The organism is Paenibacillus mangrovi (genome assembly GCF_022898935.1).
GTDB classification, from domain to species: domain Bacteria; phylum Bacillota; class Bacilli; order Paenibacillales; family Paenibacillaceae; genus Paenibacillus_AQ; species Paenibacillus_AQ mangrovi.
This window is the reverse complement of the sequence record NZ_JALIRP010000005.1, coordinates 42,358-60,781: the sequence shown is the minus strand read 5'-3', so window position 1 is coordinate 60,781 and position 18,424 is coordinate 42,358. Positions and strand designations below refer to the sequence as shown.

Annotated in this window: 17 protein-coding genes; 14 read left to right on the top strand and 3 right to left on the bottom strand. The window is 49.9% G+C overall.

Annotated features, from left to right (window positions below):
* Positions 1 to 30 precede the first annotated feature (30 nt).
* The 4 genes from MUG84_RS13320 to MUG84_RS13305 all read left to right on the top strand — a co-directional run bounded on the left by MUG84_RS13320 (position 31) and on the right by MUG84_RS13305 (position 3,047).
* On the top strand, positions 31 to 723 hold the full coding sequence (locus tag MUG84_RS13320) for a hypothetical protein (protein WP_244725538.1): 693 nt from the start codon (positions 31 to 33) through the stop codon (positions 721 to 723).
* 24 nt (positions 724 to 747) lie between these two features.
* On the top strand, positions 748 to 2,247 hold the full coding sequence (locus MUG84_RS13315; protein WP_244725537.1) for an MDR family MFS transporter: 1,500 nt from the start codon (positions 748 to 750) through the stop codon (positions 2,245 to 2,247).
* A 22-nt stretch (positions 2,248 to 2,269) separates the two neighbouring features.
* Positions 2,270 to 2,425 (top strand): hypothetical protein, encoded by a 156-nt coding sequence (locus MUG84_RS13310; protein WP_244725536.1) that lies wholly within the window; start codon positions 2,270 to 2,272, stop codon positions 2,423 to 2,425.
* A 274-nt stretch (positions 2,426 to 2,699) separates the two neighbouring features.
* Positions 2,700 to 3,047 (top strand): hypothetical protein, encoded by a 348-nt coding sequence (locus tag MUG84_RS13305; protein ID WP_244725535.1) that lies wholly within the window; start codon positions 2,700 to 2,702, stop codon positions 3,045 to 3,047.
* Between the two features lie 8 nt (positions 3,048 to 3,055).
* Here MUG84_RS13305 and MUG84_RS13300 read toward each other — a convergent pair whose 3' ends face one another.
* Positions 3,056 to 4,492 carry a VanW family protein gene (locus MUG84_RS13300; RefSeq protein ID WP_244725534.1) on the bottom strand — a complete coding sequence of 479 codons (1,437 nt, stop codon included), beginning with the start codon at positions 4,490 to 4,492 and terminating at the stop codon, positions 3,056 to 3,058.
* Between the two features lie 211 nt (positions 4,493 to 4,703).
* Here MUG84_RS13300 and ftsE point away from each other — a divergent pair, with 211 nt between their 5' ends.
* The 9 genes from ftsE to MUG84_RS13255 all read left to right on the top strand — a co-directional run bounded on the left by ftsE (position 4,704) and on the right by MUG84_RS13255 (position 14,400).
* Entirely contained in the window at positions 4,704 to 5,390 is a 687-nt protein-coding gene (ftsE, locus tag MUG84_RS13295) for a cell division ATP-binding protein FtsE (RefSeq protein ID WP_244725533.1), read from the top strand.
* A complete protein-coding gene (gene ftsX, locus MUG84_RS13290) occupies positions 5,380 to 6,294 on the top strand; it encodes a permease-like cell division protein FtsX (RefSeq protein ID WP_244725532.1) in 915 nt (304 codons plus the stop codon). The genes ftsE and ftsX overlap by 11 nt, the downstream gene beginning before the upstream one ends.
* A gap of 95 nt (positions 6,295 to 6,389) precedes the next feature.
* The gene (locus MUG84_RS13285) at positions 6,390 to 7,682 is read left to right on the top strand and encodes a murein hydrolase activator EnvC family protein (protein ID WP_244725531.1); all 1,293 of its coding nucleotides are present in this window, start codon (positions 6,390 to 6,392) and stop codon (positions 7,680 to 7,682) included.
* Positions 7,683 to 7,817: 135 nt separating this feature from the next.
* Positions 7,818 to 9,239 (top strand): S41 family peptidase, encoded by a 1,422-nt coding sequence (locus MUG84_RS13280; RefSeq protein ID WP_244726059.1) that lies wholly within the window; start codon positions 7,818 to 7,820, stop codon positions 9,237 to 9,239.
* Between the two features lie 97 nt (positions 9,240 to 9,336).
* Positions 9,337 to 10,650: a PDZ domain-containing protein gene (locus tag MUG84_RS13275; RefSeq protein ID WP_244725530.1), complete on the top strand. Its 1,314-nt coding sequence runs from the start codon at positions 9,337 to 9,339 to the stop codon at positions 10,648 to 10,650.
* A 187-nt stretch (positions 10,651 to 10,837) separates the two neighbouring features.
* Positions 10,838 to 11,548 (top strand): response regulator transcription factor, encoded by a 711-nt coding sequence (locus MUG84_RS13270; RefSeq protein WP_244725529.1) that lies wholly within the window; start codon positions 10,838 to 10,840, stop codon positions 11,546 to 11,548.
* Between the two features lie 4 nt (positions 11,549 to 11,552).
* A complete protein-coding gene (locus MUG84_RS13265; RefSeq protein ID WP_244725528.1) occupies positions 11,553 to 12,629 on the top strand; it encodes a sensor histidine kinase in 1,077 nt (358 codons plus the stop codon).
* 78 nt (positions 12,630 to 12,707) lie between these two features.
* Entirely contained in the window at positions 12,708 to 13,802 is a 1,095-nt protein-coding gene (locus tag MUG84_RS13260) for a hypothetical protein (protein WP_244725527.1), read from the top strand.
* Between the two features lie 265 nt (positions 13,803 to 14,067).
* Entirely contained in the window at positions 14,068 to 14,400 is a 333-nt protein-coding gene (locus MUG84_RS13255; RefSeq protein ID WP_244725526.1) for a DUF2834 domain-containing protein, read from the top strand.
* Between the two features lie 147 nt (positions 14,401 to 14,547).
* Here the strand turns inward: MUG84_RS13255 and MUG84_RS13250 are convergent, their stop codons facing one another.
* Complete coding sequence (locus tag MUG84_RS13250) at positions 14,548 to 15,360, bottom strand: OmpA/MotB family protein (RefSeq protein WP_244725525.1); 813 nt, start codon at positions 15,358 to 15,360, stop codon at positions 14,548 to 14,550.
* Positions 15,344 to 16,138 (bottom strand): flagellar motor protein, encoded by a 795-nt coding sequence (locus MUG84_RS13245; RefSeq protein WP_244725524.1) that lies wholly within the window; start codon positions 16,136 to 16,138, stop codon positions 15,344 to 15,346. The genes MUG84_RS13250 and MUG84_RS13245 overlap by 17 nt, the downstream gene beginning before the upstream one ends.
* Positions 16,139 to 16,312: 174 nt before the next feature.
* Between MUG84_RS13245 and uvrB the strand changes: the two genes are divergently transcribed.
* Complete coding sequence (uvrB, locus tag MUG84_RS13240; protein ID WP_244725523.1) at positions 16,313 to 18,304, top strand: excinuclease ABC subunit UvrB; 1,992 nt, start codon at positions 16,313 to 16,315, stop codon at positions 18,302 to 18,304.
* Positions 18,305 to 18,424 lie beyond the last annotated feature (120 nt).

The window sequence follows — 18,424 nt, the reverse complement described above, 5'->3', positions numbered from 1 at the left end:
ATCTATGTCTAAAAAGGAGGAAGGAAGCATATGATGACAAGCGGGAATTTGGGCGGCAGCCGCAGCGACATGAAAATCACCGGCAATGGGAGTTCAAACGGCGGCTCTTTTCAACATATCAAGATTATGGGCGAGGCCATCATCAACGGAGATACAGATTGCGATATGTTCAAATGTATGGGTAACTCCGAAGTAAACGGTTTACTTCATGCTGGAAGCGTCAAGGTACAGGGTGAGATGAAGGTAAGGAATGAGCTGTCGGCAAGCAGTATAGGGATCACCGGCGAACTATCGGTAGGCGGACGGATGGCGGTCGAAAAGGCAAAAATCACCGGTGAGCTTCAAGTGGGCTCAGACTGCCAGATGGAAGAAATGCTGGTTAGGGGTACCGTAGAAGTGAACGGCATGCTGAATGCCGAGGAGGCGTTTATCAAGCTATACGGGCACAGCCATCTGCGTGAGCTGGTTGGAGGACGCATTATGGTGAAAAAAGGGATCGGACTGCCGTTCCTCGGCAAATTCATTCCGGGCACAGAAGGCTCACTGACGGCGGATACCATCGAGGGGGATACCATCGTGCTGGAAAATACCAAAGCGTCTGTCGTCCGGGGCAGAAGTGTCACCATTGGCAGCGGATGCCGGATCGGCCTTGTTGAATATATAGATGAATTCAAGCAGGACAGCGAAGCATCAGTTTCGCAGTCTGCGAAAATCAGGCTGTAAGGATCAGGAGGATAGGGGAGAACGATGGCTGTTAAAAAGAACAGGCTGGGTTTTATTGTTGCGGGACTTTTGCTTGGCATTCTCATCGCCGCCATTGACAACACGATCGTAGCGACCGCGATGGGTACCATTATTGGGGAGTTGGGCGGACTCGATCAATTCGTATGGGTTACTTCCGCTTATATGGTTGCCGAGATGGCAGGGATGCCGATCTTCGGGAAGCTGTCCGATATGTACGGAAGAAAGAAGTTTTTTATCTTCGGCGTGGTGTTGTTTCTGATCGGTTCCATGCTCTGCGGTACGGCCCACAGCATTACTGAGCTCAGCATCTACCGTGCCATTCAGGGGATCGGGGGCGGTGCGCTGATTCCGATTACCTTTACCATCATTTTTGACATTTTTCCGCCGGAGCTCCGGGGCAAGATGTCAGGAATGTTTGGAGCCGTATTCGGCGTCGCGAACCTGTTTGGCCCATTGATGGGCGCCTACATTACGGACTATTGGCATTGGCGCTGGATTTTCTACATTAACGTACCGCTTGGACTCATCGCGTTTCTGCTTGTGGTTCTCTTTTACAAAGAATCGCATGAGCATTCCCGCCAGAAAATCGATATCTGGGGCGCGGCAACCCTGGTGGGTGCTGTGGTCAGCCTGATGTTCGCGCTGGAGCTTGGCGGCAATAAATATGCATGGGATTCCATGATTATTCTTGGGTTGTTTGCAGCTTTTGCTGTGCTGTTCATCATTTTCCTGCTGGTGGAGAGAAAGGCAGAAGAGCCGATCATATCGTATGAGATGTTCCGCAAAAGACTGTTCGCCGCGAGCAGTGCAGCCGCTTTATTTTATGGGGCAGCATTTATTACGGCAGCGGTGTATATTCCGATTTTCGTGCAAGGCGTCATGGGTGGAAGTGCAACTAACTCCGGGTTGATACTCCTTCCGCTTACGCTCAGCTCAGTCGTGGCTTCACAGGTGGGCGGCATACTGTCCTCCAAAATGACGTTCCGCAGGATCATGATCTTTTCCGCGACGGTCTTCCTGCTCGGCATGTTTCTGCTCGCTACGATTACACCGGAAACTTCCCGGCTTGTATTGTCCCTATATATGATGATTACCGGATTTGGCATCGGATTTTCCTTCTCCGTACTGAGTATGTCGGCCATTCAAGGTATGGAGCTGCGGCAGCGGGGATCGGCGAACTCGACAATATCCTTCCTGCGCTCGCTCGGGATGACGATCGGGATTACGATTTTCGGCATCATCCAGCGCAATGATTTCAAAGGCCAACTGACGGAGAAGCTGGGCGGAGCTGTGCAGAACATACCTGCAAACGCTGATCCGCAGCATATGCTGTCTCCGGAGGCCAGAGCGCTTATCCCACCGCAGGTTATGGAGAAAATAAGTACGGCGCTGTCGGTTTCCGTGGACCACGCTTTCCTATGGGCACTGATTCCGGTCTTCTTCGCACTCGTGTCCGTATCCATGATGGGGGCTGGGCGCATGCAATTCGCCAAGAATAAATAGCACAGCAGGGAGGCTGATATTTATGAAAGTGATCATTACCCAGGAAGAAGCCGTCGAAAAAGGAATCTGGCTGGACGTGATGAAAATGTTTGGTGTGGATGATGAGGATGAAGTTTGGCCAAGCGAAGAATATATACTGACTGAGGAGCAGGCGCGCCGGCTCAAATTGATTCCCTGAATGATATGAATATCCATAAAGTTGAGTTTCTTAGGGATGGTTTCGGCAAACCATCCCTGCTGTCTGTACGCAGAATTTGTCGAAACATGGGATTAATTGGTCTTCTTTGAGTCAATTGATGATTCATAAAATGCTTGTACACGGTAAAGAAAAAGGTTTTGCGTGATTCGACATATTTCTACATTATTTGGCGAGTTCTCCTTTACAAATCCGGATTTCTTGCGTATCCTTTCTTTAAACTAATATTTTCTTGTCGATAGGAGAAGGGAATAATATGTACACAATTCATTATGATGCCGCAAAGAATCGGGTCGCGGTTCAAGTGATTGAAATCAACAAGAACAACGTAAACGATTACATTGCGGAAATGACGGAACTGCTCGAAAACGTAAAACCTGGATTTACCGGAATAGCAGACATGAGCGAAGGAAAATTGTTCACAATGGAAGTCGCTGATAAATTGAGCCATCTTGGCCAGCTTTCCGTTGATCACGGGATGTCGAAATGGGCCTACTTCACCGGTTCCACCGTATCCAAAATGCAAATGAAGCGAATGTTTGGTGACTTGGTCAATTCTTTTAATAAATTAGAAGATGCAGAAGCATTTTTAGATAACGAATGAATACTACTTCAAAAATTAGGCCCGCTGATGCCATCCTCAACGACCTGGTCTTTGGAATCCGAGGAATCCTTGCTACTTCCCGGCTCATTGGAATTCACAGCAATCAGCCGGCTTTGGGGGCGATAAGTGTCTCGGGATACCAGACTTCGTTCGACAACTTTCCCGTTGACCTTTTTAATCTGATACGTTTCCACAATGTATCCCGGCTTGCCCTCTTGCAGCACTTCCTGCGCACCGACTGGAATGTCCTTGTTCTGCACGAGTTTCTCCGTTACGGGAAGCGTCTCGACGGTGCGCGATTCAAGCGAATATTCAGTATTTTTGGGGAAGGTGCCGAAAAACTTAATCGTCAATGTGTTCCCCTCTACGAAGGCACGGATGATCAGTGATTTGCCAGTTGTGTTTTTAAAGCGGAAATTAATGGAGCCCTCGGCAAAGGTGGCATCCAGACCCTTGGGCAGGTAGCTGACTGGGAGGGAGTGATTGCGACGCTCTACGATCTGCAGCCCGGTACGCAATGCTGCGTTGTACACGGTGCTTGATACCTGGCAGATGCCGCCGCCAATCCCCGGTACCAGCTTTCCGTTTAGAATGACAGGCGCTTCGCGGAACCCGTATTTCTCCTCTGCCTTCGCAATCACTTTGCTGTAATCGAAAAGATCCCCTGGCTTCAACACCATGCCATCCATCGCCTTCGCGGCCGAGCTCACATTGTACACGCGCCCTGATGCGCTGGTTCCAAGTCCGGTGCTGAATTCGATAATTTTGCGCTCGATTCCCTCTTCCTTCAGGCTGTTCACGGTGACCTTCGGTTTCATTGTATATAAAGGAAGCTTCATTTTCAGCGGAACTGAGGATTCGTCAGGGCCGGAAAAGCTTTTGGGAATGAGGGCCGTCATCGTATGGGTGAAGGATTCCCAATCGATGCGCAGGACCGATATTTCCGGAGTGTATACAACATCATCCGACGGTGTAATCCGGCGCGTGGCATTTACAGGCTTGCCGAAATATTTTTCTTCCCATGCTGGACCGAATTTTTGTTTGATCACAGATATGTTCCAGTGCGGTGTAATACCCCATTCCTTCTGAAAGTGTCTCCGTTCGTTCATCCGCTCGAACCAGCCTCCTTGATACAGGCGTAAGGCCGCGCTGCGGAAAGCATCCGCTTCAAACGTAACTCCGGCGTTTTTCAGTGTGACCGTGACCTTCGGTACGTCCTTGTTATTCGCATAAATAGTGATAGGCTGCTGCTGAAGCCCGTTCAATTTGGCATCCAGCTTTTTCAGCACCTCGTCCTTCTTTTGGCCGCCCACATCCCATCCCCCCACCTTGACATGAGCAGGAATCGTATTCTGACTGATATAGAGATGAATCCATCCGGCGGTAACGGAACCGATCAGCACGATACTGGCAATGATGATCAGATAAAAATGAATTTTTTTCATGGCTCCCACCTTTTTTTCGCTTCGTATTAAACACGGTTGATACCATCTTTCATATATATGTAAATGAATTGGAAAATTTTCGGGTACTAAAAAGGTAACAAATTTGTTACAATAATAAACATTGTGATGATTCCCAAAGTTTTTTAGAGGAATTAGCTGGAACATGTCGAAATTATAATGGCTAATTATGTAACTAGGAAGTGATAATGAAGTGATTGAAATGCAGGATGTGTGGAAGACATACCCCAACGGAACCCATGCGCTTCAAGGTGTATCCGTGAAGATTGACCGCAATGAATTCGTATATGTCGTCGGACCGTCCGGCGCAGGTAAATCGACATTCATGAAGCTCATTTATAGAGAAGAAGTGCCGACGAAAGGACAGATTTCTGTAAACGGGTTTAATATAGGCAAGCTGAAGCAGCGCAAGATTCCTTACGTCAGACGCAATATCGGCGTTATTTTCCAGGATTTTCGCCTTTTGCCGAGGTTGTCTGCTTATGAGAATGTGGCTTTTGCCATGGAAGTCATTGAAGCCCCGAAAAGACAAATGAAGAAACGCGTGATGGAAGTGCTGGATCTTGTCGGCCTGAAGTCCAAAGCGAATCACCAGCCGTCCCAGCTTTCCGGTGGTGAGCAGCAGCGGATCGCCATCGCTCGTGCCATCGTTAACAACCCCTCGGTTATTATTGCGGACGAGCCTACCGGCAACCTGGACCCCGAGACCTCCTGGGGCATTATGCAACTGCTGGATGAGATCAATTTCCGCGGAACAACCATTGTTATGGCCACCCACAATAAAGATATCGTTAACACGATGCGTAAACGCGTCATTGCGATTGAACACGGCAACATTGTGCGCGACCAGCTGAGAGGAGAATACGGATATGACTTTTAACACCTTCTTGCGGCATTTGCGGGAAGGAGCGAAGAACGTATTCCGCAACGGCTGGATGTCCGTAGCATCCGTAATATCCATTATCGTATCTCTATTCATTTTGGGCGTATTTATTCTGCTTGTACTGAATGTTAATGCGATCGCCGACAAGGCGGACAGTCAGGTGCAGATCCGGGTATACCTGAATTTGAACGTGGACAAGCAGCTGCGCGAGACAGTGCAGAAGGAAATTGCCGCCATGCCGGAAGTCAGCAAAGTCGATTTTATTTCGAAGGAACAAGGCTTGGTCGATTTCCAGAACAGCATGGGCGATGAGGGCAAGGATCTCCTTGAAGGCTTTGACAACGACAATAATCCGCTGCCGGATTCGTTCAAGATCGAAGTGTACGAACCGACGACTGTTCCTTTTGTAGCAAAGAAAATCGAAGCGCTGAACACGAGCCATTCCGATCAGCAGCCGATCATGAAGGTGAAGTACGGCAAAGGCACGATTGAGACGCTGTTCAAAGTAACGCAAACAGTGCGCAACATCGGCTTTGTTTTCGTGGCGGGTCTGGCAGTGATGTCGATGTTCCTGATTTCGAATACCATCAGGGTAACGATCCTGGCGCGGCGCAGGGAGATCGCCATTATGAAGCTGGTGGGTGCGACGAACACCTTTATCCGCTGGCCGTTTTTCGTGGAAGGAACGCTAATCGGACTGATTGGCTCTTTGATTACGGTGCTGATTCTGTTTGTAGGCTATGACCGTTTGGCTGCAGCCGTCGGCTCCGATATATCGCTACAAATGAATCTGCTGCCTATAAACGATCTGTGGCAGTGGGGCGGCTTGCTATTAATACTCGGTGTACTCATCGGTATGTGGGGAACAACTCTCTCTCTTCGCAAATTTTTGAAAGTATAGATCAATCACGCAAGTTGCTGATAAGCCCGGGATGAGTCCATACGGAAGACAGAACTTCGGGTAGAAGTTTTTCTTGAAAGGATGGGGAACGCAATTTGAAAAAGATAGCCTCTGTACTTGCCGTTATTCTGCTGGCGTCCGCTATTGTCCAGCCCTCTGAGAGTTATGCTCAAAAGAAAAGCGTTGATCAGATTGATCATGAGCTCAAAGCTTTGCAGCAGCAGGCGGAGGACGCCAAAGCACAGAAGGAAAAAGCGGAATCGCAAAAGCAGGAAGCGCAGCATTACAAAAATAAGACAACGCAGAATTTACAATATGTGCTTGATCAAATCGACCAGGTCAGCAATAAGATGACCAGTATTTCAATGCAAATCGATGAGACGCAGGACAAGCTCCACGAGACAGCAGCAGAGCTGGATGCGGCGGAAGCCCGGATTGAGTCCCGCGAAAAAATGTTGGAATCCCGCGTCAGACTCATGTATATGGATGGCAATGTGCCATACCTGGAGGTGCTGATGTCCTCGACGAGCTTCTCGGATTTCCTGCAGCGGGCCGACTCAATACAGAGCTTTGTAGAACAGGACAGGGAACTCCTAGAGCAGAACAAGAAGGATAAGGCGCTTGTTCTGGACAAGAAAAAAGAGCTTGAAGGACAGTATGCCAAGGCTAAGGATCTGTACGCCGAAATGGAGAACCAAAAGTCGATCCTAAACGAGAACGAGAAGCAAAAGAAAGTTCTCATTGCCAATTATGATCAACAGATTGAGGAATCCGATGGTATCAGTGAAGAGCAAGATCAAATGCTCGTGAACCTGGTAAGCAAGCGTTCCGCGCTGCAGCAGGAGAAAAACAAGTTGAAAGCGGAAGAGGCTGCGCGTCGTGCGGCGGCTGCCAAGGCGGCAGCGGCGAAGAAGGCGGCGGCAGCGAAGAAGGCGGGAGCGAAGAAAAGCAGCAAAACGGCGGTTGCTAGCTCCGGCGGCTTTACCGGTAACGGCGGGCCTCTGTATATGCCGGTAAGTGGAGCCCGTATTTCCTCTGGATTCGGACGAAGAACCCATCCGGTTACGGGAGAAGTCGGAAAAATGCATACAGGTGTCGATCTGGCAGTTCCGGAAGGAACGCCAATCCACGCGGCAGATGAAGGAACCGTCACTCTCGCCGAATGGTGGAGCGGTTATGGCAACTGTGTTATTATCGATCATGGAGGCGGTATGTGGACGCTTTACGGCCATATCCGCAATGGCGGAATCAAGGTTAAGGTTGGTGATCATGTCAGCCGCGGCGAGGTGATCGCAGAATCCGGATCGACAGGACGGGTTACAGGTCCCCATCTGCATTTCGAAGTTCGTGAGAACGGTAACCCTGTAGATCCAATGCCTTATTTGTAGGCGAATAAATATTCCGTTCAAGCCGGACATATACTACAATGGTTGGAACTGGTCTTAGAAGATGCTTGGCCGGAGAATAAAAGGCGGTGATCACACTTGAAAAAACGCACGGTCGTATGGTTGGTCCTTTTAGCCATGATTGGCGGAAGCGTACTGACTCTGGCATTAACGGGTTCAGGCTTTACTACGCAGGCAGCGACGGGACAAGGTGTGTTTGCGAGCGGAACCAGCGGGCTGAAGGCCGATGAAGCGAAAAAAATCGGTGCTGCTATGGATCTCATCCAGTCGAATTATTATCAGGATGTGGATCGCAGCAAACTAGTGGATGGTGCGATTAACGGGATGATGCAATCCCTGGACGATCCGTACTCCTCCTATATGGGCAAAAAGACAGCCCAAGAGTTCGAGGAATCCATTGAAGGCTCTTTCAGCGGGATTGGCGCTGAGGTATCTTCCGAAAACGGCAACGTCGTCGTGGTATCTCCGATTAAAGGCTCGCCGGCTGAGAAAGCGGGAATTCGCGCAAAGGATATTATTCTGACCGTTAACGGTGAATCACTGCATGGTCTGGAGCTGAATGATGCTGTAGCCAAAATTCGCGGTCCAAAAGGCAGTGAAGCCAAGCTGACGATTAAACGCAGCGGCCAGGCCGCACCGATCGAATATACCATTGTCCGTGCGGACGTGGACGTTGAGACCGTTAAGGCTCATATGGAGCCCGGCAAAATTGGTGTTATCGAAATTACCCAGTTCTCTCAGAACACAGCTGAACACTTCAAGCAAGAACTGTCCAAGCTGGAAGGCGAAGGTATGAAAGGTCTTGTGATTGATGTCCGGAACAACCCGGGTGGAGTTCTGTCCGTTGTGATCGATATTGCCGAGCAGTTTGTGCCTAAAGGCAAAACGATCGTTCAGGTTGAAGACAAGAATAAGAAACGCGAGCAGAGCCTGTCCAAGGGCAGCGGTAAATCCTATCCGGTAACACTACTCATGAACAAAGGCAGCGCCAGCGCTTCGGAAATACTGGCAGGCGCGCTTCAGCAGTCCGCAGGAGCGAAGCTGATCGGCGAAAATTCCTTTGGCAAAGGCACCGTGCAAACAAGCTTCAGCAAGCAGCTTGGCGACGGAAGCATGCTGAAAGTCACGATTGCCAAATGGCTGACGCCGAACGGAAGCTGGATTCACGAGAAAGGCATCAAGCCGGATATTGCGGTAGCTCAGCCGGATTATTACATGGCGGCACCGATCAATAAAGAAACGACATTGAAATACAACATGAATAATTCAGATATCAAGAGTGCACAAATCATGCTTGATGCGCTTGGATATCATCCGGGACGCAAAGACGGGTACTTCGATCAGAAGACCGTAACAGCAGTGAAGTCATTCCAGAAATCACAGAAGCTGACCGAGAGCGGCAATGTGGACGCCAAGACAGCGGAATCACTGGAAACCGAGCTGATCAAGCAAATACGCGATCCGAAGAACGATAACCAGCTGAAGGCAGGGATTGCCGAGGTTCAGAAGGAAATCACAGCGGCAGCGTCGAATCATTAAAGAAGGCTCTTGAGCCTTCTTTTTTCTTTGTTTGGCGCTAATGGACTCTAATTATAATCAATAGTAACGTTTCATCCGGGAAGGAGAGTGACATGACTTGGAAGTCGCTTTGGAACTGTTCTGGCATTGGACAGATGCTATTGTACAGCTGCTGCTGCAGCCGTTTTACTATATTTCGATTTTATTTATGATGCTGGTATACCGCAGGCAGGTGCTGCTGGAACGAAGGCTCTTTTCTGTGCGGCTGCACAGCTGGGGACTGCAGACCTGGCGCACCTTCATCGGAGGGCTGCTGGCGGGTATAAGCGTATCCGTCGTCATTGCTTTTCTGGGCATTTCGCTTTCGCTGCAGGCGGTATGGTGCATATGGATTGTCGCAATCATTCTGCTGCTGCTGCGCGTACGTTATTTATGTTTCGCATATTCCATAGGTATCCTTGGAGTCATTCAATTCATACTTAGCTTCTTTCCGGACTGGAAGCCGGAAGGAATCATGGGGACAGCGGCAGATACCGTTAGGGGATTGGACATTCCGGCACTGCTGGCTCTTGTCGCCGTTCTGCATCTAGCAGAAGCATTACTAGTGAAGGTGCAGGGCGCTGGGTTTGCCAATCCGGTCTTTATGGAGAGCAAACGGGGCAAGCTCGTCGGAGGCTATCAAATGCAGGCATTTTGGCCGATTCCGCTGTTCCTGCTGATTCCCGCTCAGACCACAGGTACGCTGCTGCCCTGGACCCCTCTACTCGGAGGAGACGGCTGGAGCGGCGGCTTCAGCATGGTGGCACTGCCAGTGGTCATCGGCTTCAGCGAAATGACGCAGAGCATGCTCCCGCAGGTCAAGGCGAACAAAACCTTCAAGCGGTTGCTAATATACAGTATCGTGCTTTTGGCACTCAGCTTGCTTGCATCCTGGTGGAAGCCGCTGATGATTGCCGCGGCTCTTGTAAGCTTCCTGCTGCATGAGGGACTGCTGTGGTACAGCCGTCTGGAAGAGCAGCAAAGCAGCCCGATGTTTGTCCACCCGCAGCAGGGCTTGAAGGTGCTGGCCGTTATTCCGGGCAGCCCAGCGGAGAGCATGGGCATCCTGGCCGGCGAGACGATCGTGAAGATCAACGGGATTTCCGTCCGCAGCAAGGAGCAGATGCATGCCGCCCTGCGGAAAAATCCTGCCTACTGTAAGCTGGAGGTCCGCAACCTGCAAGGAGAAAGCAAATTCCTGCAACGTGCAATTTACGCCGGAGAGCATCATCAGCTTGGCGCGATTCTCGCACCGGATCCGGATGCCGGCGTCATGCTCGTGATGAAGCCGATCAACATTTTCCAGCTGATTGCTATGAAGGTGCAGTCGAAAAACAAAACCAATGAACTACAGCTCGGCAAACCGCATGACGGAGATGCGGCAGAAATGTAGCTTAATTGCAGAAAAGCTTGGATCCTAAAGGGATCCAAGCTTTTTTTCTGGGCTATGTTATACCACAGGCTTTTTGACAGCAAGGAATATGAGAATACGGCGTCGAACAAGAAGTATATTTTGGTCAACTCTTGTCTGTTAACTGTAACGGATACAATATTCTATTTTTAAAAGGCGGTCGAAATGGGTGCGGAACGAAGCAATCTTATTGGTCGATGACGAGGAAGGTATTCTGATCATGCTTGAGAATCTCCTTCGAAGAGCAGGGTATACCCATATTACGAAAGCCGGTTCCGCTGGTGAAGCGCTCAAGGCTGTGCGAACGGTACGCTTTGACATGATCGTGCTTGATATCATGCTTCCGGATATGGACGGTTTTTCCTTGTGCATGGAAATGCGTAAAACGATAAGTACCCCGATTTTATTCCTTACTGCCCGCTCGAGCGATATGGATAAGCTGCAGGGGCTGTACCTTGGCGGGGACGATTATGTAACCAAGCCGTTCAATCCAATGGAAGTTGTTGCCAGGATTCAGGCTCATTTGAGACGGAGCTCTCTGTATGCGTCAGATGCTTCAAACGCTGATGATCTGTATCAATACGAGACTTTCACGGTTAGCCGAATCACCGGACAACTTATTGTGGGTGGCGTCGTTACACCTTGTCCAGCTAAAGAGTTTGAACTGTTGCTCTACTTTTGTAAACATCCGAACCGGGTATTCACATCGCAACAATTATACGAGCAAGTATGGGGAACGATGGTGCAAGGGGACGAGAAAACGGTGGTTATCCACATCTCCAGACTTCGAAAGAAGCTGGAAGTCGATCCGTCAGACCCCAAGCTAATCGTTACGCTGAGAGGGATCGGGTACAAGTTCGTTCCGATTTCGGGAGGTTAGTACAATGAAATTTGTGCTTCGAATAGCCATTCAGCTGCTAGCAGCTTTCTTTCTCCTTTTTGTTTGCATTCAAGCGGTTGTGATCGTGGCCGTCCGTATTTTTTGGCCGAAAATAGCCACAGACGAGGGCAGTTTAGGGATCTATCAAATCACTGTTCTGGCCTTGTGCGCCATCCTTTTTCTTCTGACCTTGCTCCTGATCGGCTGGTATCTTGGGAAGCCTGTTTATTTCATCATTGTTTGGATCAAGCGTTTGGCAAGAGGCCAATATGATTCTCCCATAAGCTTTGATGAAATCTGTTCCCGCAAAAGTGGGACGTTGAAATTGCCATATGCTGTCTACAAGGAATTGTTTGAGCATTTACAGATGCTGGAGAGCACGCTCCAAAGAAACGATAAGGAAAAGCAGGAGTCAGAACAAGCGAAACAAGAATGGATTCGAGGGATATCGCATGATTTGAAAACGCCGTTAACCTATATCTCCGGTTATTCTACCATGCTGATTCATTCGGAGTATCGATGGAGCGAAGCGGAGCAGAGAGAATTCTTGTCAGTAATCCAGCAAAAAGCAGCTCACCTGCAAGAACTTGTGCAGGATCTCAATGAAACGATTCAGGGACAGATCCCTTTAAAAGCCGAGGAAGTGGACATCGTAGAACTCGTACGCAGAACTGTGGCGGATGTCAGCAGTGCTCCTTGGGCGACCGGTTACCAGTTCATGATGGATACGGAACCGGATCGAATTCCAGAATTATGTGATCCGAAGCTGCTGATGCGGGCGATCCGCAATTTGCTCGTCAATGCGGTCGTCCATAATCCGAAAGGTACAGAAATTGCGGTTCGTATTTCATGTCTCAATAACGGAATGACGGAGATCCAGATCGAAGATAACGGGATCGGATTCAGCGAGACATCTGTTCAAGTCAATGCAGCGACAGCGTCCGCTGCGCATTCGGGCCTGGGGCTGTCCATAGCCAAGCAGCTGATTGAAGCTCATGGCGGCTATTTAATTGTGACCAGTAATCCAAACGAAGGGACTTCCCTGTCAATCAAGCTGTTATCGGCACAAAAGTTAGGGTGAAGTTTGTTTCCCGTTTACCTCCTGTTTACCAGCGCTCTATATACTATGAGTAACGTTGTATAAGGAGCTGTGATGATTATGAATTCCGTGAACCGGAATCCCGTATCCTACCCCGAGATGATCGAATCGAAACCTTCACTCCTTCGCTGGTTGAGGCGATGGCCGGAATGGATCCGCTACGCTACGATCATTTGGACGCTCGCCTATGGCGCAATGGGGTTATTTTGGGCACTTGGAGGCGCAGGTTTTCCACTAGGCATGGAGGGCGAACCTAACTCTTCGCATTCGGTTTTTAGCTATGCCACAGCCATGGCGGGAGGAACCGTCATGGCTATTCTTTGCTTGCTGGGTGTGATCTTACTGTTTATGTACAAGGCCAAGGCGCACGGTTTCGCTCGATCGATACCGATCCTCTATGCATGGAGCGCTGCGGCGGTTCTCTGCTTCGCGGTTCCGGACGCCCGGGTCCTTATTGCCGTAGCTTCCGCCCCTGTTAGTCTGATTATGGCTCTTATCGGGTCGCCGATTCCTTATTCCGATGTCATCACATGGCCAGTAGTGAACCAGATTATTTGTCTTGGCGGCGGTTTTCTGTGGGGAGCGACGGCTTTAGTCTTCCAGCGCCAATCAGGAAACGCTTGCGCATATTGTGGGCGCAAAAGCGGCGCTAGTCCCCGGACGTCTTCCGACTCCGCAGCACGTTGGGGAAAGTGGGCAACCTGGATTGCGATCCTTGCCCCCGTATATTACGATATCACCCGCATTGCATGGCTGCTTGGAATACCTTTAGGGATTACGGAGGAAATGTTTCGAAGCCTTCAGGATACAGGGGCCGCATCGGCCGGAGCAGGCCTTGCCTTAGTCTCGATCGGCGGCGCCGTTCTAACCCGCGGACTGATTGAGCCATGGGGAGAAACGTTTCCTCGCTGGATCCCGTTCTTGGCCGGGAAGCGCGTTCCTCCCACCCTGGCTATCGTTCCTGCTGCGCTTGTTTCCGTCATGCTCACGATTACCGGCATTCAGACCGTCCGAGATTCTTTTGTGATTAGCTTATTTCCGAACTGGGGGGCAACGACGCCACTCCTGCTGATGCCGATATGGGGCATCGCGCTGGGAGCCGCTGCGATAGCCTACTATTACCGGAGGCGAGGGCGCTGTAGTCAATGCGGATAATAATGCAGGCTCAATTGAACCGACAGCGTTATTTAACGTGAGTACGATTCGCGTAACAATAGATTGACTTCGCTAATCATAACCTCCAAATCGTGGAGTGTGACTCATTCCGCTAACGGATACGAGGGAGTAATAAAGACATTTGAAGGTAGCCGGCTTCTTGTGATCGGCTGCCTTCTCTCAACTAACGGGTAGGTTAAAATAAAGGGATGAGAAATACTAAAGGGAATATATTCTATATTAGAGTATTTGGGGAGGGGTTTCGTTGAAATACTTTTATGGAATATTAGCGGTTTTGGGAGTTGTGTTGCCATATTCGCAATTTCTTCCTTGGATCATACAGAATGGCCTTGATTCCTCTCAATTAATGAGAGAAATAACTCAAACGCGTATTGGCTCATTTGCATGGATGGATGTTTTAGTATCAGCAATTGTACTTATCGGGTTCATTCTCTTTGAAGGCAAAAGAAGGGGGATGAGGTTTTTATGGTTACCGATAGTCGGTACGCTTGTAGTAGGTGTTTCATTAGGTCTTCCTTTATTTTTATTACTTCGTGAAATACACATGGAGAGGAAATTACAAGGCAGAGCTCAGTAAATTTGTTACACCAACGGGAAACGATAGCCCAATTAACCGTCCTGGACGGTTTTCTTTTGTTCGAAAATCAACATTATGATTAAACATAGCCTTTTTCTTATATCTAAAAAAAGACAGGGAACCGTTGGCTCCCTGCCAAATATTTTTCTACTCTTGAAGCTGACGCAGTACGATGATCTCGACGCGCCGGTTTTTTTGTCTTCCCGCTTCGGTTGCATTATCGGCGGCCGGTCTCGTATCCGCATAACCTGCGTACTGGAACTCTTCGGGATTCAGATGCTTCTGATCCAGGAAGTAGCGGAGAACAGAAAGAGCACGGGCACCGGACAGCTCCCAGTTATCCTTGTACTCGGATGCATGTACAATTGGCAGATTGTCCGTATGGCCTTCGATGCTGATGGTGGTATGTAGCTCCTTAAACAGGCTTGCCAGCTTGTCCATTACAGGAATGGATTCGGGTTTCAGATCCGCTTTGCCGACATCGAACAGTAATTTATCACTGAGCGTAATGGTTATGCCCTGCGGCTTGTCGGCGACGAGAATCTGGTCCTCGAGGTTGTTGTCTTTGACATAGCCCGAGATGACCTTCATCAGGTTTTGAAGCTCCTGCTCCTGCTTGCGGAACGCAAGCTCGCGGTTTGTGAGATCATCTGCTCCTTTTTTGGGCTGTTGCTGTGTTTTTACGGCCGTGTCCGGGTTTTTATGATTATACTTGTTCGCCGTGCCTGTAATGCCGGATCCTTGATTGAGAATGGAGTCACCGCTTTTAAACGTATGCTGGAGCGATTGGGTGATCTCTTGATACTTTTGAGTGTCCAGACGGCTCATGGCGTACATCAAGACGAAGAAAATCAGCAGTAGCGTGATCAGATCCGCATAGGTGATCAGCCATCGGTCCCGGCTGCTTTCTCCGCTGTCTCCCTTTTTGCGCCGTCCGGTCCTGTTAGTCCGCTGTCTCATGGAATCCCTCCTTCACCATAGGGACGGAGTAGCGTTCCTCAGGCGTGAAGGATTGAAGCTTTTTGCGGACCAGATTCGGGTGCTCGCCGTTCTGGACGGCAAGGATGCCCTCAAGAAGAAGCTCCATATTCTGAATTTCGTTGGTGCTGCGCGACTTAATCTTGGACGCAATGGGTAAAAAGATAATATTGGCGCTGGCAACGCCGTACAGTGTGGCCGTAAAAGCAACGGCGATGGAGGGACCCAGCTCCGTAGGTTCGGTCAAACTGCCCAGCACATGGATGAGACCCATAACCGTGCCGATAATCCCCATGGTAGGGGCGTAGCCGCCGGCGGATTCTAAGATTTTGGCATAGCTTTCATGCTTTTGCTCCACCGCATCGATCTCAAGCTCCATGATCTGTTTCACAAGCGTTTCATCCGTTCCGTCGACGACCATTTGAATGCCTTCGCGCAGAAAAGAGTTCGGATGATCCTGCACCAGTCGTTCCAGAGATAATACCCCGTTGCGGCGAGCGGTAGTCGCCATGTTCACGATGTCCTCAATCAGCTGTTCGGTGTTGCCTTGCTGCCGGGTAAAGGCAAAGCGCAGCGCCTTGGGAATCGTTTTAAGCTGTGTCAGCGGGAAGCTGACGATTACGGCGGCGATGGTGCCTCCGAATACGATGAGCGCCGCCGCTCCTTGCATAAGTCCGTCAATTCGACCTCCTTCCCATAAAAAGCCTCCTACCAGCGCGACAAGGCCGGCCAGTATGCCAATAATTGTTGTCTTTTCCATGTTGTCGGTACCACTCCTATCCATGAGTTTAGGTTTGCATAGAGCAAACGATCAGAGTATAATAGACGGGAACAAGTATTCCTATTTCAACAAGGATTTCCTATTTATATTATCGGGAAATCTCGACATATAGTTTAGAATATCTATTTTAGATGATAAGGGTGATGTTGGGCAATGAGTGATATTGTCGTCAGTACCAATCCGTTTGAGCTTTTATCGGAGTATACGCCTCAGGGCGACCAGCCTAAAGCGGTGGCGGAGCTGGTAGAAGGACTTGAGCAGGGCAAGAAGCATCAGACTTTGCTTGGGGCAACGGGAACAGGGAAGACGTTTACCATCGCGCAGACCATTGCCAAGGTAAACCGGCCGACACTCGTAATTGCCCACAACAAGACGCTGGCAGCGCAGCTGGCGAGTGAATTCAAAGAATTTTTTCCAAACAATTCGGTGGACTATTTTGTCAGCTACTATGACTATTATCAGCCAGAAGCCTATATCCCTTCTTCCGATACCTATATCGAGAAGGATTCGAGCATCAACGAGGAGATTGATAAGCTGCGCCACTCCGCGACGAGCTCGCTGTTCGAGCGCCGTGACGTGATTATCGTAGCGAGCGTGTCCTGTATCTACGGTCTCGGTTCGCCTTCTGAATATTCGAGCTTGCTGCTCTCTCTGCGTGTGGGCATGGAGAAACCCCGCAACCAGATTCTGTCGCGGCTTGTGGATATTCAGTATCAGCGTAATGATATTAACTTCGTACGGGGTACATTTCGCGTCCGCGGCGACGTCGTTGAAATCTTTCCGGCGTCCAAAGGTGAACAGGCCATACGCGTCGAGCTTTTCGGAGATGAGATCGAGCGGATTACGGAAATCGACGTGCTTACCGGTGAGCTGATCGGCGAACGCGATCATGTCGCGATTTTCCCGGCTTCCCACTTCGTAACCAAGGAAGAGACGATGCGGGTCGCTTTGAAGAATATCGAGCGGGAGCTGGAGGAACGGCTCGAATATATGCGCTCGGAAGGGAAGCTGCTGGAGGCTCAGCGCCTGGAGCAGCGTACCCGTTATGATATTGAGATGATGAAAGAGGTCGGCTTCTGTTCCGGGATCGAGAACTATTCCGGTCCGCTCACTTTCCGTGAGAGGGGAGCAACGCCTTATACATTGATGGATTATTTCCCTGATGATATGCTCATCGTGGTGGATGAATCCCATGTGACGCTGCCGCAGATCCGTGCTATGTATAATGGTGACCAAGCGCGAAAGAACGTGCTGGTGGATCACGGCTTTCGCCTGCCGTCGGCACTGGATAACCGGCCGCTGAAATTCGAGGAATTTGAAGACAAGGTTAACCAGATCATTTACGTATCGGCAACGCCGGGTCCATATGAGATGGAGCATTGCGATACGATGGTCGAACAGATCATCCGTCCGACAGGGCTTCTTGATCCGGTCATCGAAGTTCGTCCAACCGAAGGGCAGATCGATGACCTGATCGGTGAAATCCACGAACGGATTGACCGCGATGAGCGGGTGCTGGTCACGACGCTGACGAAAAAGATGGCCGAGGATCTGACCGATTACCTGAAGGAAATCGGCATCAAAGTCCGTTATCTGCATTCGGATATTAAAACGCTAGAGCGGATAGCTATTCTGCGTGACCTCCGGCTGGGCGTATTCCATGTTCTGATCGGAATCAACCTGCTGCGGGAAGGCTTGGACTTACCGGAGGTATCTCTGGTTGCCATTCTGGATGCGGACAAGGAAGGATTCCTGCGTTCTGAGCGTTCCCTGATCCAAACGATCGGACGGGCGGCGCGGAACTCCGAGGGCTTCGTGCTGATGTACGGTGACAAAATTACGGAGTCCATGGACAAAGCGATGACGGAAACCGCCCGCCGCCGAGCGCTGCAGATCGCTTATAATGAGAAGCACGGCATCACGCCGCAAACGATTCGCAAGAAGGTGCGCGACGTCATCGAGGCAACCAAAGTAGCGGAATCGAAGGCGGATTACCTGACGGGAGCTTCCGGCAAGCTGTCGAAGAAGGAACGCCAGTCAGTGATTCAGCGTCTGGAAGCGGAAATGAAGGATGCGGCGAAGAACCTGCAGTTCGAACGCGCCGCCGAGCTTCGTGACGCTTTGCTGGAGCTGAAGGCGGAATAACGATACGTAAAATACAAAAGGGAACGGCCCGGATTTCAGGTCGTTCTCTTTGTGGGTATATAAACCAAATGAGAATGTCATAAAGTTCGCTATATAAAATGAACTAAAGGAGATGAACGA

Excerpts from the sequence above, each read along its gene's own strand:
- MUG84_RS13265 (WP_244725528.1), top strand. The coding sequence starts at position 11,553 with ATGAAATTTGTGCTTCGAATAGCCATTCAGCTGCTAGCAGCTTTCTTT.
- MUG84_RS13245 (WP_244725524.1), bottom strand. The coding sequence starts at position 16,138 with ATGGAAAAGACAACAATTATTGGCATACTGGCCGGCCTTGTCGCGCTG.
- MUG84_RS13320 (WP_244725538.1), top strand. The coding sequence starts at position 31 with ATGATGACAAGCGGGAATTTGGGCGGCAGCCGCAGCGACATGAAAATC.
- MUG84_RS13315 (WP_244725537.1), top strand. The coding sequence starts at position 748 with ATGGCTGTTAAAAAGAACAGGCTGGGTTTTATTGTTGCGGGACTTTTG.
- MUG84_RS13310 (WP_244725536.1), top strand. The coding sequence starts at position 2,270 with ATGAAAGTGATCATTACCCAGGAAGAAGCCGTCGAAAAAGGAATCTGG.
- MUG84_RS13300 (WP_244725534.1), bottom strand. The coding sequence starts at position 4,492 with ATGAAAAAAATTCATTTTTATCTGATCATCATTGCCAGTATCGTGCTG.
- MUG84_RS13280 (WP_244726059.1), top strand. The coding sequence starts at position 7,818 with ATGATTGGCGGAAGCGTACTGACTCTGGCATTAACGGGTTCAGGCTTT.
- MUG84_RS13305 (WP_244725535.1), top strand. The coding sequence starts at position 2,700 with ATGTACACAATTCATTATGATGCCGCAAAGAATCGGGTCGCGGTTCAA.
- uvrB (WP_244725523.1), top strand. The coding sequence starts at position 16,313 with ATGAGTGATATTGTCGTCAGTACCAATCCGTTTGAGCTTTTATCGGAG.
- ftsX (WP_244725532.1), top strand. The coding sequence starts at position 5,380 with ATGACTTTTAACACCTTCTTGCGGCATTTGCGGGAAGGAGCGAAGAAC.
- MUG84_RS13250 (WP_244725525.1), bottom strand. The coding sequence starts at position 15,360 with ATGAGACAGCGGACTAACAGGACCGGACGGCGCAAAAAGGGAGACAGC.
- MUG84_RS13260 (WP_244725527.1), top strand. The coding sequence starts at position 12,708 with ATGAATTCCGTGAACCGGAATCCCGTATCCTACCCCGAGATGATCGAA.